Source organism: Actinoplanes philippinensis, assembly GCF_900113015.1.
Lineage (GTDB): Bacteria > Actinomycetota > Actinomycetes > Mycobacteriales > Micromonosporaceae > Actinoplanes > Actinoplanes philippinensis.
Genome location: NZ_FONV01000008.1, coordinates 303,597 through 317,471, shown reverse-complemented (window position 1 = coordinate 317,471; position 13,875 = coordinate 303,597). Strand labels below are relative to the sequence as shown.

The 13,875-nt window shown below is 71.7% G+C and carries 13 protein-coding genes; 6 read left to right on the top strand and 7 right to left on the bottom strand.

Features of this window, described 5'->3' with window-relative positions; genetic code table 11:
- Positions 1-228: 228 nt before the first annotated feature.
- From BM290_RS22470 to BM290_RS22455, 4 genes are read left to right on the top strand one after another with little or no spacing between them, the layout of a single operon-like run.
- Positions 229-1,584, top strand: a complete 1,356-nt coding sequence (locus BM290_RS22470) for an ABC transporter substrate-binding protein (protein WP_093617137.1) — start codon at positions 229-231, stop codon at positions 1,582-1,584.
- Complete coding sequence (locus tag BM290_RS22465; RefSeq protein WP_093617135.1) at positions 1,584-2,495, top strand: carbohydrate ABC transporter permease; 912 nt, start codon at positions 1,584-1,586, stop codon at positions 2,493-2,495. The genes BM290_RS22470 and BM290_RS22465 overlap by 1 nt, the downstream gene beginning before the upstream one ends.
- Positions 2,492-3,316, top strand: coding sequence for a carbohydrate ABC transporter permease (locus BM290_RS22460; protein ID WP_177319845.1), 825 nt, complete (start codon positions 2,492-2,494; stop codon positions 3,314-3,316). The genes BM290_RS22465 and BM290_RS22460 overlap by 4 nt, the downstream gene beginning before the upstream one ends.
- A 5-nt stretch (positions 3,317-3,321) precedes the next feature.
- The gene (locus BM290_RS22455; protein WP_143133880.1) at positions 3,322-4,200 is read left to right on the top strand and encodes an SGNH/GDSL hydrolase family protein; all 879 of its coding nucleotides are present in this window, start codon (positions 3,322-3,324) and stop codon (positions 4,198-4,200) included.
- 44 nt (positions 4,201-4,244) lie between these two features.
- Here the strand turns inward: BM290_RS22455 and BM290_RS22450 are convergent, their stop codons facing one another.
- Together BM290_RS22450 and BM290_RS22445 are read right to left on the bottom strand one after the other, a co-directional pair.
- Entirely contained in the window at positions 4,245-5,057 is an 813-nt protein-coding gene (locus tag BM290_RS22450; protein ID WP_093617131.1) for a patatin-like phospholipase family protein, read from the bottom strand.
- A 9-nt stretch (positions 5,058-5,066) separates the two neighbouring features.
- Positions 5,067-6,080, bottom strand: a complete 1,014-nt coding sequence (locus BM290_RS22445; protein ID WP_177319844.1) for a LacI family DNA-binding transcriptional regulator — start codon at positions 6,078-6,080, stop codon at positions 5,067-5,069.
- Between the two features lie 232 nt (positions 6,081-6,312).
- Here BM290_RS22445 and BM290_RS22440 point away from each other — a divergent pair, with 232 nt between their 5' ends.
- Positions 6,313-7,278 (top strand): glycoside hydrolase family 6 protein, encoded by a 966-nt coding sequence (locus tag BM290_RS22440; RefSeq protein ID WP_093617130.1) that lies wholly within the window; start codon positions 6,313-6,315, stop codon positions 7,276-7,278.
- Positions 7,279-7,326: 48 nt separating this feature from the next.
- On the opposite strand, the gene BM290_RS22435 is transcribed toward BM290_RS22440, so the two are convergent.
- The gene (locus BM290_RS22435; protein WP_093617128.1) at positions 7,327-8,172 is read right to left on the bottom strand and encodes a S1 family peptidase; all 846 of its coding nucleotides are present in this window, start codon (positions 8,170-8,172) and stop codon (positions 7,327-7,329) included.
- Positions 8,173-8,442: 270 nt separating this feature from the next.
- Between BM290_RS22435 and BM290_RS49950 the strand changes: the two genes are divergently transcribed.
- Complete coding sequence (locus BM290_RS49950) at positions 8,443-9,174, top strand: response regulator transcription factor (protein WP_239144093.1); 732 nt, start codon at positions 8,443-8,445, stop codon at positions 9,172-9,174.
- On the opposite strand, the gene BM290_RS22425 is transcribed toward BM290_RS49950, so the two are convergent.
- The 4 genes from BM290_RS22425 to BM290_RS22410 all read right to left on the bottom strand — a co-directional run bounded on the left by BM290_RS22425 (position 9,142) and on the right by BM290_RS22410 (position 13,861).
- On the bottom strand, positions 9,142-10,293 hold the full coding sequence (locus tag BM290_RS22425) for an MFS transporter (RefSeq protein ID WP_093617126.1): 1,152 nt from the start codon (positions 10,291-10,293) through the stop codon (positions 9,142-9,144). The two genes, BM290_RS49950 and BM290_RS22425, sit on opposite strands and share 33 nt — an antisense overlap.
- A gap of 7 nt (positions 10,294-10,300) precedes the next feature.
- Complete coding sequence (locus BM290_RS22420; protein WP_093617124.1) at positions 10,301-10,792, bottom strand: GNAT family N-acetyltransferase; 492 nt, start codon at positions 10,790-10,792, stop codon at positions 10,301-10,303.
- Positions 10,785-12,020, bottom strand: a complete 1,236-nt coding sequence (locus BM290_RS22415; RefSeq protein WP_093617122.1) for a DUF6271 family protein — start codon at positions 12,018-12,020, stop codon at positions 10,785-10,787. The genes BM290_RS22420 and BM290_RS22415 overlap by 8 nt, the downstream gene beginning before the upstream one ends.
- Before the next feature lie 125 nt (positions 12,021-12,145).
- Entirely contained in the window at positions 12,146-13,861 is a 1,716-nt protein-coding gene (locus BM290_RS22410; protein WP_093617120.1) for an IlvD/Edd family dehydratase, read from the bottom strand.
- Between the last annotated feature and the right edge of the window lie 14 nt (positions 13,862-13,875).

Here is a 13,875-nt window from a genome sequence, read left to right as displayed (position 1 = left end):
CTCTGAGCTCCTCGCCCCAGCGATAAAAGTGCTTTTATAGAAACGCTTGACACGTCTGTCGCGATGCGGTTTCGTGCTTGTTACACGAACGTGGGACGGCTGCCACCGGGGCTGGGCAACACGGCGACAGCCGTACGCAGGCCGGGACGAAATACCGATAACCACGTCATCGCACGACCGGCGGTGATCTCCTCACCACCGGAAGTTCTGCGATCCTGGAGGCCTGACATGGCTCACGGAACCACCAGTCGACCACTACTGACCGCGATAACCCTTGCCACCCTTCTCGCCACCGTCGCGTGCAGCGCCCCCGGCAGCGACGCGAGCAGCGCCGATCCGAACTCCAGCGCCGCGCCCGCCACCACCGCGACCTGCGGCACGGCGCCGATCACGCTCAAGGCGTACTTCGAGACCGGGTTCCCGCTCCCGAAGAGCCTGACCGAGGAGTTCACCAAGCAGCACCCCAACGTCACCTGGGACATCCGGGAGGACCAGTTCGCGGTGATCACGCAGAACGCCCCGCGGGTGCTGGCCGACGACCCGCCGGACCTGATGCGCCTGCCGCAGGTCTCCGAGCTGGTCAAGGACGGTCTGCTGAAGAACCTCGACGGTTACGCCCAGACCCTGGGCTGGACCGGCTGGCCGGCCTCCCAGCTGCAGCAGATGCGGGTGGGCCCGGACGGCCGGCGTGGCGACGGCCCGCTCTACGCGATGGGCCTCAACTTCAGCATGACCGGCGTCTTCTACAACAAGAAGCTCGCCACCCAGATCGGCATGACACAGCCGCCGGCCACCCTGGCGGAGTTCGACACCCTGCTGGAGAAGGCGAAGAACGCCGGTGTCACCCCGATCAACCAGTTCAACGGCGGCGCGACCGGCGGCCTGGCCTTCCCCCTGCAGAACCTGATGGCGGCGTACGGCGACGCGGGCGCGATCAACAACTGGATCTTCCAGCGGTCCGGGGCCACCATCGACACCCCGCCCAACCTGCAGGCCACCCAGCACCTGGAGAAGTGGATCAAGTCGGGGTTCTTCGCCCCGGACATCAACTCCCAGGACTACGCCACCATGATGAGCCGCTTCATCGAGGGCAAGAACCTGTTCATCTTCGACGGCGACTGGGAGTCGGGCAACCTCGACAAGCAGATGGCCGGCAACGTCGGCTTCTTCCTGATGCCCCCGGCACAGGCCGGTGGCAAGCAGGCCGCGATGTCCGCACCGCTGACCTACGGCATCGGCAGCAAGGCCAAGAACGCCGACTGCGCCGTCTTCTTCCTCAACTGGGTCGCCACCGACCAGAAGGCCCGCGACATCGCGGTCACGGTCGGCGGCTCGCACCCGATGGGCCCGGCCGACGCCTACATGCCCGCCGTCAAGGAGGGCAGCGTCACCGCCGCCACCCTCGCCGCCGGCGCGGTCATCGGCCAGGACAACGGCGCCATGGACTTCATCGCCAACGCCACGGGCGCCATCTACGCCAAGAGCTGGACTCCTCAGCTGCAGAAACTCGCCGCCGGCCAGCAGACGCCCGAAGCCCTGCTCGCCGCGGTGCAGAAGGACTACGAGTCCCAGGTCAAGAACTGATGTCCGCACCGGTCACGGAGCGGCGCGCGGACCGCGCGCGCCGCTCCCGGGCGATCTGGCTGGGCTGGCTGTTCGCCGCGCCGGCCGTCATCATGTACGCCACGTTCGTCCTGCGGCCGCTACTGCTGACCGTCCAGTACTCGCTGTACGACTGGAACGGCATCGGCGCCTCCACCTGGGTCGGCCTGGACAACTACCGGAGGCTGCTCACCGACGAGGACCTGTCCGCCTCGATCCTGCACGCCTTCGAGCTGATCATCTTCTTCAGCGGCGTCCCGGTGATCCTCGGCCTGTTCGTGGCGGCCACCATCCGCGACATCGCCCAGAGCCGGCTGGCCGTGGTGGCCCGGACCGTGCTGTTCCTGCCGCAGGTCATCCCCCTGGTCGCGGCCGGAATCATGTGGAGCTGGCTGCTGTCCACCACCGGCACGGCCAACGAGCTGCTGTCAGCCGTCGGGCTCGGCGACCTCACCCGCGCCTGGCTCGGCGACTTCGGCACCGCGCTGCCCGCCGTCGGCGTCATCGGCGCCTGGGTTCTCGTGGGCCTCTGCACCCTGCTGCTGCTTGCCGGCATGAGCAAGATCGACCCGTCGCTGTACGAGGCCGCCCGGCTCGACGGCGCCGGCCCGGTCCGGGAGTTCCTGTCGATCACGCTGCCCAGCCTGCGCCAGGAGATCGGCGTCTGCGTCACGGTCACCGTGATCGCCGCCCTGGCCAGTTTCGACATCGTCTACATCGCCACCCAGGGCGGTCCCGGCAACGCCACCATGGTCCCCGGCCTGGAGATCTATTACCTGGCCTTCTCCGAACGCGAGGTCGGCATGGCCTCGGCCCTGGCCGTCGCCCTCATCGTCCTCGTGCTGGCCTGCGTCCTGCCCATCCAGCGCCTCACCCGGGACGGCTCCCGTTGAAGACCACAGTGCGCGAGAACCTCACCGGACGGGTCCTGCTCGTCCTGCTGATGGCCGTCACCCTGCTGCCGTTCGTCAGCCTCTTCGTCACCGCGCTGCACCCGTCCGGCACCTACCCGTCCGGGCTGTCCTGGCCGGCCGATCCGCAGTGGGGCAACTTCCTCGACGCCTTCCGGGCCGCCGGCATGGGCACGCTGCTCTACTCCAGCGTGCTCATCGTGCTCGGCGTCGTACCCGCGTCGCTGCTGTTCGGGACCATGGCCGGTTTCGCCTTCGGCCACCTCCGGATGCCGGGGCACCGCGCCGGCTTCCTGGTCTTCGTGCTCGGCCTGACCCTGCCGTTCGAGGGGATCATCACCCCCCTCTATTACCAGGTCCGCGACATGGGCCTGCTCAACACCCGGTGGGCGATCATCCTGCCGCTCATCGGCCTGTTCATGCCCTTCTCCGTGCTGTGGATGCGGGCGCACTTCGTCACCATGCCCAGCGATCTCTCCGAAGCGGCCCGGGTCGACGGCGCCGGCGCCTGGCAACTGTTCCGCCGGGTGCACGTGCCGCTGGCCATGCCCGCGCTCTCGTCCCTGGCGATCCTGCTGTTCCTCTGGACGTGGAACCAGTTCCTGCTGGCCATCGTGCTCGTCGACGACCCGGCGAAACGCACGATGGCCGGGGCTCTCGGCGCCTTCCAGGGGCAGTGGGGCACCGACATCCCGCTGCTGTGCGCCGGCGCCCTGCTGATCCTGGTGCCGACGCTGACCGTGTTCCTCGTCTTCCAGCGCCGTTTCGTCGCGGCGCTGCTCCAGGGTTCGATCAAGGGCTGAGACATGTGCGTACGACACTTCCCCGCCGTCCCGTGCGGGCCGGCATGAACCCGGCGCAGTCCTACAGCGACGACGAGCGCCGCCACTTCCTGCGCTACACCCGTACCCCGCAGTGGCCGATGCTCCAGCGGTTCCCGATCGACGACGACGGGCACCTCGGCCTGCTCGCCGGCATGCTGGCCAGCAGGCCGGACACCGTCGCGTCGATGATCCGGGCGATGCACGACGAGACCCGTGCGAGGGCCGCCCGGATGCTGGCCGACGACGGCTACCGCAGCGCCGTGGCCGGTCTGCGGTTGAGGCCGGACGACCGGATCGTCGCCGTCGGCGACTCGATCACGGCCGACCGCCTCGGCTGGTTCGAGCTGCTGGCCGCCTCGACCGGCCCGACCGGAGCCGCGCTCGTCAATCTCGGCGTCAGCGGCGACACCACCGCCGACATCCTGGAACGCTTCGACACCCTGGAGGCCGCCGGGCCCGGCCACGTGCTGCTGATGATCGGCACCAACGACGCCCGCTTCCACGGCCGCGCCCCGGGATACCGGATGGCCACCATCGCGGAGACCGAACGCAACCTCCGGGCGCTGATCGATCTCATCACCCACCAGCTGGGCGCCTCGATCACGGTCGTCACGCCACCCGCCGTCGACCAGGACCGTATCGACGCCTCCTTCGCCGGCGCGCCGGTGCGCTGGACGGCCGAGGCGGTCGCCGAGGTCGCCGAGGCGGTACGCAAGGTGGCGCCGGACGCCGTCGACCTGTACGAGACCACCCGCGCCGGGGCGACGGCCGGGTTCCTGGAGGCCGACGGTGTGCACCCGACGCCGGCCGGCCACGAACTCATCCTGCGACAGATCCTGGACCGGCTGATCCGCACCCGATGAGACGGTGGCCGAGCCGGGAAGAGCGGGCGGTGGCGGCCGGTCCGTCAGAGGCCGCGCTGCCAGTCGCGGCGGGCCTCGGCCGCGGTCAGCAGCGCGTGGATCACCGGCAGCGCCTTCTCGGTGGCCTCCCGGCCGGACTCCTCGAACTCCGGGATCCGGGTCAGCTCCCAGAACGCGTACGCGTCGACCTCCGGTTTCAGCACCAGGTCCGCCTGCTCGTCGAGCGCGTCGCGGCCGCCGGGCTGCAGGGTGCTGACCGCAACCAGGATGTGCAGCACCGTGGTCGGCGGGCGGCGCGGCAGCGGGCCGGACACGTCGACCGCGATCACGATGTCGGCGCCCATCTGCCGGGCCAGCGCGGCCGGCACCATCGTCACCAGTCCGCCGTCGACGAGCAGGTGCCCGTCGCGCTCCACCGGCGGGAACACCCCGGGGATGGCGGCGCTGGCCAGCACGGCGCTCGCCACCGGCCCGGACCGCAGGACCACCTCGCTGCCGGTGGTCAGGTCGCAGGCGATCGCCGCGAACGGGCGCCGCAGGCCCTCGAAGCCGACGCCGCCGAGGGTGGTCTCCAGGAACAGCCCCAGCTTCGACGTCTCGAAGAGCGCCTTGCGGGTGCGCCCGGGCCGGACCAGGCGGGCCCAGCGCAGGGTCTGCGCCACCTCGGCGATCTCGGCGGGGCTCATCCCGTTGGCGTAGAGGGCCCCGACCAGGGCGCCGGCGCTGGTCCCGGTGATGATCGCGGGTTGCAGCCCGGCCCGGTCGAGGGCATCGAGGACGCCGATGTGTGCCGCGCCGCGCACCGCCCCGCCACCGAGCGCCAGGCCGATCCGGATCGGTGCGATGTCGTCGTCCACCGTGCCAGGTTAGGCCGACCCGCGCCGGATGAGGCCGGTGGGCAGGATCAATGAGGTGGGGCTCTCCCCGGCGATCAGGGCCAGCAGCATCCGGGCCATCTCCCGTCCGAGGGCCTGGATCGACTGGTGGACGGTGGTCAGTGGCGGGTCGGTCTGCGCGGCGACGTCGAGGTCGTCGAAACCCACCACCGCCACGTCGGCGGGCACCGATCGCCCGGCGTCGCTGAGCACGCGCAGCGCCCCGGCGGCCATCTTGTCGCTGGCGGCGAAGACGGCGTCGAGGTCGGGGTGGCGGTCGAGCAGGAGTTTCATCGCCGCGGCGCCGCCGGCCTCGGTGAAGTCGCTCTCCGCCATGCCGTACGGCTCACGGCCCGCCATGATCATCGCTTCCCGGTAGCCGCGGTGGCGGGCCTCGCCGACCTGGGTGGCCATCTGGCCGGTGATGGTGACGATCCGGGTCCGGCCGAGGGCGAGCAGGTGCTCGGTGGCCAGTCGCGCGCCGCCGAGGTTGTCGGAGTCGACATACCACTGTGGCTCGACGTGCAGTGGCCGGCCGCCGTGCACCACCGGGAGGCCGGCCCGGTCGACGATGCCGGTGAGCGGGTCGTCGCCGTGCAGGGCCATCAGCATGATGCCGTCCACGCCGCGGGCCTGCAGCAGGTTGGTCAGCCGGGACCGGCCGCGGCCGGAGCTGGCCAGGCACAGCAGCAGGTGCAGGTCGGTCTCCTCGAGGACGGCCGAGACGCCGACGATGACCTGGGCGAAGAACGGGTCGGCGAACAGCGCCGGGTCGTCGTGGGAGAGCGCGAGGGCGACGATGCCGGTCTGCCGGGTGGCCAGCGCGCGGGCGGTGCGGTTGGGCCGGTAGCCGAGTTCCTTGATCGCCTTCTCGACGGCCTCGCGGGTGGGACGGCTGACGTACGGCGCGTTGTTGAGGACCCGGGACGCCGCCGAGCGGGACACGCCGGCGCGCTCGGCCACCTCGTCGAGGGTGGGCTGCCTGCGGGGTGTCGCTGCCGCCATCGCCGGTGCCGGGTCCTTCCAGTCGGATGCGCCTGATCGTATCGGCGACCGAGCCGCTGGTCGACAGGCGTCGATTTCTGGAAGCGGTCCCAGGCCCAGGACCACCCTGTTCCCGGAACCAGCCACATCTCTTGACATGGACCACGGTCATGTCGAGCATGAAATCGAGATTCATGGATCGACATTTCTGGAAGCGCTTCCAGTCCCCATCCCCCATCCCTGGAGCTTGTCGATGAGACGACCAACCCTCACCGGAGTCCTCGCCACGCTGGCGATGATCGTCCCCGCGGTGCTGCTCGGCCCGTCCCCGGCCCACGCCGACCCGCTCAGCCAGACCAGTGGCTTCTACGTCAACCCGTACTCCAGCCCGGCGTCCTGGGTCGCCGCCAACCCCGGCGACGGCCGCGCCGCGGCGATCCGCACCTCGATCGCGCAGAAACCGATGGCCAGCTGGTTCGGCAACTGGAGCGGCGACATCGCCACGGCGGTCCGCAACTACGTCGGCGCGGCCGACGCGGTCGACAAGCTGCCGCTGCTGGTGGCGTACAACCTGCCGGGCCGGGACGCCTGCGGCGGCCACTCCGGCGGCGGCGCGGGCAGCGTCGGCGCCTACGACGCGTGGGCCGCCTCGTTCGCCGGCGCGGTCGGCAGCCGCCCGGCCGTGGTCGTCCTGGAGCCCGACTCGCTCGGCGACTTCAACTGCATGAGCCAGAGCCAGATCAACGACCGTACGGGCATGCTGTCGCGCGCGATCAACCAGTTCCGGTCCAAGGCCCCGAACACGTGGGTCTACCTGGACGCCGGCAACTCCGGCTGGGTCGACGCGACGACCATGGCGCAGCGCCTGAACCAGGCGGGTGTGGCCGGGGCGCGCGGGTTCGCGCTGAACGTGTCGAACTACTTCACCACCGGCGAGAACAGCAACTACGGCAACCGGGTCGCCAATGAGCTGCGGCGCTTCGGCTACAGCAAGCCGTTCGTGATCGACACCAGCCGCAACGGCAACGGGTCCAACGGCCAGTGGTGCAACCCGGCCGGCCGGCGGCTCGGCACGCCCAGTCAGCTGGGCGGCGGGGCGGAGATGCTGCTGTGGCTCAAGACCCCCGGTGAGTCCGACGGCAACTGCGGCGTCGGCGGCGGCTCGTCGGCCGGGCAGTTCCTGCCCGAGGTCGCCTACAAGATGATCTACGGGTACTGACCGTGTGCCCACGGGCCGGTTCGTGGACCGGCCCGCGGGCGCCCGGCGTCAGGGCTTGGTGAGCAGGCAGCCGGAGACGCTCAGGTCGATGGTCCGGCTGGAGTTGACGCAGGTGGTGAACCAGTAGGTCTGCTGGCCGTAGCTGCGCCCGGCGAGCACCGTCACGTTGCCCGCCGCGTCGACCTCGCACGGGTTGTTCAGCGTGCAGCGGCCGCCGTCCTCGTTGCCGGTGTTGTTGATGCCGATCAGCTCACCGGTGGCGGTGCTGACGATCGGCGAGCCGGAGGTGCCGCCGATGGTGTCGCAGCCGGAGTTGTAGCGGATCGAGTCCTTCCACGTCCAGGTGTCCTCGCGCAGCGTGGTGACGAAGCCGTCGATGCTGCAGTTCCAGACCCGCTTCCAGTAGCCGGAGGGGATCCCGATCCCGGTGCCGGCGGCCGGGTGCGCGGCCGAGATGGTCAGCGGGACGGCCCCGTACGACGAGGACAGCGCCGCGAACGTGGTGTTGAGCCGGTAGAGCGTGACGTCGGTGCCGGTCATGGTCGCGTAGATCACCCGGTTGGCGCGGACCCGGGCCACCGAGCCGCCGGAGCTGTTGAGCAGCGTGCCGGTACGGGTGCTGGACACGTTCTGGATGACCCGGCCGGCGGCGATGAACCCGCCCTCGTAGCAGTGCCCGTTGGTGAGCATCATCGCGCTGTCGGTGCTGAGCGAGGTGGGGAACCGGACGAGCGACGCCGAGCAGTTGCTCAGCGCGATGGTGCTGGCCAGCGTCACCGCGACGGCGGTCGGGGCGGGAGCGGCCGCCTGGACGGGGGCGGCGGGCCCGGACAGGACGCCCGCGATGGCCGCGAGCGTGGTGGCGCCGATGGCTAGTGCCCGTCGGAAGCGCATGAAGGTTCCCCTCACTGCGGGGCGGCGGCCCGTGTACGGCCCACCGCTGACATGGTGGCGGGGCATGCCGGGTCTGCGGCACGCCCGCGCCGGGGTGGCGTACGCACCGTCGCATCGGACATTTACCTCTGTCAATAATTCATTGCCCCACTCCTCGCGACCTTATGACCCTCGCCGCGATATCCGGCGGTAACAGTTCGCGGTTAGCGTTGCGCGCAAGCCCAGCGGGACGGCCTTCGTGCGGTCCGGGATGTCGTGGAAAGGCCTGACGTGAATCTTCTGCTGCTGACCGACGGCCACGCCGATGTGCTGCCCGCCCTGGACCTGTTGCCCTACACGGTGCAGGTCGCCCCTCGCGACGAGCGGGCCGTCGCCGCCAAGGACACCGCGGTGATCCTGGTCGACGCGTCCACCGAACTGAACCAGGCTCGCGCCACCTGCCGGGCGCTGCGCGGCAACGGGGCGGCCACGCCGCTGATCGCCGTGGTCCGTGAGGGCGGCCTGGTCGCCGTCGGCGCCGACTGGTGCGTGGACGACTTCGTCCTGACCACCGCCGGCCCGGCCGAGGTCGCTGCCCGGCTGAGCATGGTGGCGGGGCGGCGCAGCCGGGAGACCGCCACCGGCGACGGCCTGCTCCAGGTCGGTGACCTGGTCATCGACGCGAACAGCTACACGACCCGGCTGCGCGGCGAGGCGCTCGCCCTGACGTACAAGGAGTTCGAGCTCCTGCGGTATCTGGCGCAGCACCCGGGCCGGGTGTTCAGCCGCGACCAGCTGCTGCGCGAGGTCTGGGGTTACGACTACTTCGGCGGCACCCGTACGGTCGACGTGCACGTGCGCCGGCTGCGGGCCAAGCTCGGCCCCCGCTGCGAGACGATGATCGGCACGGTCCGGCAGGTCGGCTACAAGTTCGTCACCCCGCCGGGGGCCGAGCGGCACGGCGTGCTCCCGGTCCCGGCGGCGGAGTCGTCATGGGACCAGGCTCTGGTCGCGCTCCGGTAACAGGCGGGGCCGCAGCAGCAGCGCGCACGGCACGAGCAGCCAGGCGGTGCCCACCACCGCGGTCAGCGCCCAGCGCAGCCCGGCCGCCTCGGCGAGGAAGCCGATGGCGGGCGGGCCGGCGAGCAGACCGGTCGTGCTCATCGTGGCCGCCGCGGTGAGAGCGGCCGGGCCGTGCCGCGCGGCGGCCACGTAGAGGCAGGGGCTGACCGCGGCCATGCCCAGGCCCACGCAGGCGAAACCGGCGAGCGCCGGCCCCGCCCCACCGGCCAGCAGCGCGGCGAGCAGGCCCGCGCCGGCCAGCGCGGCGCCGGCGGCGACCACCGTCCGGTCGCCCCAGCGGTCGCGCCAGCGGTCGGCGAAGAGCCGGGCGGTCAGCATCGTCCCGGAGGTGACGGCGATGCCGAGCGGCAGCAGATGGTCGGCGGCGTGCACGAGTTCGAGGTACAACGCCGACCAGTCGGTGACCGCGCCCTCGGTGATCGTGGCCAGCAGCATGGCCAGGCCGAGACCAGCGACCACGCCGGACGGGCGAACCAACCGGCGGCCGGCCGGCCGCGGCGCGGGCGGCAGGTCCTCGGTGAGCAGGCCCGGGCCGGCGGCCGTCACCGCGAGCAGGACCGCGCCGGCCACCGCGAAATGCGCCGCCACCGAACCGGTCACCGCGGTGATCGCCGAGGCCAGCAGGGCGGCGGCGAAGATCCCGCCGCTGAAGGTGGCGTGCAGCCGGGCCATCGTGGTCCGGCCGGACCGCTGCTCCAGGGCGGCGCCCTGCGCGTTCATGGCGACGTTCAGGCAGCCCACCGCGACGCCGTCGATCAGCAGCACCACCAGCAGGAGCCCGTAGGCGGGGGCGGCCACCAGGCCGGCCAAGGCGGCGGCCAGCACCAGCACCGCGCCGAGCGCGAGACGGCGTGATCCGAGGGCGGCCATCAGCTTCGGCACCAGCGGCGCGGAGATCACCGCGCCGGCGCCGGCGGCCAGCAGCAGCACCCCGACCTCGGCGGACGACAGGTGCAGCCGGTCGGCGAGGGCGGGGATGCGCGAGGCCCAGGTCGAGTACTGGAAGCCGAGCGACCCGAACAGGGCGGCGATCGACAGTTGCGACCGGCGGAACGACATGCGTGTCCTATCCGATGTCACGGGACATGTAGACGGCGCCCGGGCCGTAGGAGCCGGGCGGTGCGCAGCGGGGGTCGGGGCGGAACCCGCAGGCGGTCCAGAACCCGGCCGCGTTCCCGACCGAGACGAGCGAGATCCGTTCGTACGCCCGGAGTCGCGCGAGGGTGACCAGATGCCGCACCAGGCGCCGCCCGCGGCCGTGATCGCGCAGCCCCGGGGCGATGGCGATGTCGTGCAGGTGCAGGTCGGGCGTGTCGAAGGCCCGGTCCTCCGGCCGCCGCAGGTCGGGGAAGGCGCCCCGCGGGTAGGGCAGGGCGAGCAGGTAACCGCCGAGCCGGCCGCCGGTGTCCAGCACGAACGAGGTGGGCGGGTGCGCCCGGGACCGCAGGGCGTCGCCGCCTTCGGCGAGACCCTTGTCGCCGTACGTCTCGGCCTCCAGCGTGAGGATCGCCGGCCAGTCGGTCTCCTCGATGGGACGCAGGCGTTCGCGGTCAGGCATGCGGCAGTGGGGTCTCGCGGGCGGCCGCGACCAGAGCCGCCCACGCGTCGATGAGCGTCGCGAAGTCCTCGATGTCGCGGCGGGCCTCGACGAGCAGCCGGTCGCGGTGCTCGGCGATCCGGTCGGCCACGCCGGTGAACCGGCCGCCGAGCCGCCGGTACGCCTTCTCCATCAGGTGCGCCTGCTGCTCGTTGGGCTCCCGCGGCTGCCACGTCGAGGCCCTGGCGATCGCGGCGATGCCGGCCGGATCGTCGCTGGTCATCCGCTCGTAGATGAAGTGGAAGTAGTACATCGACAGGATGAACTTGGCGAACCGCATCTGGTACGCGAGGAACCCGGCGTCGGTCTTGCGCTCCCCGGTGTGGAAGTTGACGATGTGCCGGTTGTGCAGCAGGCCGGGCAGCCCGGCCCGGTCGGCGACGTGGATGAGGAAGTAGTCGCTGCCGATCGTGTCGGTGGCCGGGGGCAGCGGCACCCGCTCGTGCAGGCCGTGGAAGCTGATGTTGTGCATGTCGACGCGCATCGGATCGACCACCGACAGCACCCAGTGGTCGCCGGCGAACGGGGCGCTGCCGGTGAAGGACTCCTCGACCAGGGCGCGTTTCTCCGCCTCGGTGCTACCCGGCGCGGCCCAGAGGCTGACCAGGTCGTAGTAGCCGTCGGCGCCGCGGATGTCCTCGACGTCGACGGACATGTCGCCGACGAACGAGGCGCCGGCCATGGCGACGGTCAGGTCGCGGCGGCTGTCGTCGAGCCGGTCCTCGGTGGCCGTCACGTTGCGGGCGGGCCGGCCCAGCGCGGACAGTTCGGCGTGGATGGGGAAGACCTTCTCCCCGGCGTACGTCTGGAAGTACAGGTCGGAGTCGCGCCGGTGCACCGACTCGCAGCCCAGGGCGGCCGCGATCAGGAAGGCCCGGTTGGTGCAGGCGCCGTAGGAGGGCCGCGCCGGCAGCAGCAGGTCGAGGAGCAGGCCCGGGTCGGCGGCGCCGGACCGGTCCACGACCTGCCGCAGGAACTCCCGCTGCCGCGGCTCGTCGAGGTGCAGCGCGGCGCGGGCGTCGGCCAGGGTCTTGGCGTGCGCGGTGAAGTCGTCGGAGGAGTCGAGCACCAGCAGGCGCACGTCGGCGTCGTGGTGGCGCTCGGCGTACTCGGCCTCGGCCATCACCTCGGCCAGGGTGGCGGTGCACTCCCGGTTGGTCGGCACCACCAGACAGATCCGGCGCTTCACGCTGCAACACTCCCGAAACACTCACCTTTGGACAAGCCGCAACGAACCTAGTGGCGGATGGTGCGGCTCACAAGCCCAGATGTGAGGGAATGTCGGAAATTGCAGGTCGTCGCCGGTTCCGGAACTCAGTGGGATTCGCGGGAGACCTCGTCGCCGCTCGCGCCGAGCAGGAAGTCGCAGTCGGCGCCGGTGTTAGCCTGGCCGACGGTGTCGACGTAGAGCCGCTCCCAGCCGCGCGACGGCGCGGCGTAGGACTTCGCCGCCTCCGGCGACGGCTCGCGGGCCGCCCACTCCGCGGCGGGGACGTCGGCGTCGAGACGCCGGTTCGCGACGTCGAGGACGATCATGTCGCCGGTGCGGACCTTGGCGAGCGGTCCGCCGGCGGCGGCCTCCGGGGCGACATGCAGGACCACGGTGCCGTACGCCGTACCCGACATCCGCCCGTCGCAGATCCGCACCATGTCGCGTACCCCCTGCTCGAGCAGTTTCGCCGGCAGCGGCATGTTGGACACCTCCGGCATGCCGGGATAGCCCTTCGGGCCGCACCCGCGCAGCACCAGCACCGAGTCGGCGGTGACGTCGAGATCCGGGTCGTCGAGCCGGGCGTGCAGGTCCTCGACGGAGTCGAAGACGACGGCCGGGCCGCGGTGGCGCAGCAGGTGCGGTGACGCGGCGGCCGGTTTGACGACCGCCCCGTCCGGGGCGAGGTTGCCGTAGAGGACCGCGATCCCGGCGTGCGGCCGCAGCGGCTCGGCGCGGGGCCGGATCACCTCCCGGTCGTAGACCCGCGCGTCGTCCAGGTGGTCGGTGAGCGGCCGCCCGGTGACCGTGATCGCCTCCGGGTCCAGCAGGTCACGGACCTCGGCGAGCACCGCGTGCAGGCCGCCGGCGCGGTACAGGTCGTCCATCAGGAACCGGCCGGCCGGCAGCAGGTCGACGAGCAGCGGCACCCCGGCCCCGGTGGTGTCGAAGTCGTCCTGGGTCAGCGGCACGCCGAGCCGCCCGGCGATCGCCAGCAGGTGCACGACCGCGTTGGTGGAGCCGCCGAGCGCGGCGAGCGCGACGATCGCGTTGAGGAACGAGCCGCGGGTCATCACGTCGCTGGGGCGGCGCCCCTGCTCGACCAGGTCGACGGCGAGCACCCCGGTCGCGTGCGCGGACTCGAGCAGGCGGCTGTCCGGCGCGGGCGTGCCGGCCACTCCGGGCAGCGTCATCCCGAGCACCTCGGCGAGCAGGCCCATCGTCGACGCCGTACCCATGGTGTTGCAGTGGCCCTTGCTCCTGATCATCGACGACTCGGAGCGCTGGAACTCGGCGGCGCTCAGCGTCCCGGCGCGGACCTCCTCGGAGAGCTTCCACACGTCGGTGCCACAGCCCAGCGGCACGCCGCGGAAGGTGCCGGTCAGCATCGGGCCGCCGGGCATCACCACCGCCGGCAGGTCCACCGAGGCGGCGCCCATCAGCAGCGCGGGAATGGTCTTGTCGCAGCCGCCGAGCAGCACGACGCCGTCGATCGGGTTGGCGCGCAGCATCTCCTCGATCGCCATCGCGGCCATGTTGCGCCACAGCATCGCGGTCGGCCGGACCTGTGTCTCGCCGATCGACACGACCGGCAGGTTCAGCGCGATGCCGCCGGCCCGGTGGACGCCGTCGGCGACGCTGCGGGCCACCTCGTTCAGGTGGCTGTTGCACGGCGTCAGATCGGACGCGGTGTTGGCGATCGCGATGTGCGGGCGCCCGTCGAAGGCGTCGGCCGGCAACCCGCGCCGCATCCAGGCCCGGTGCATGTAGCTGTTCCGATCGTCACCGGCGTACCACTGGGCGCTGCGTCGCGGCTGCATCGTCGACCTCCCCG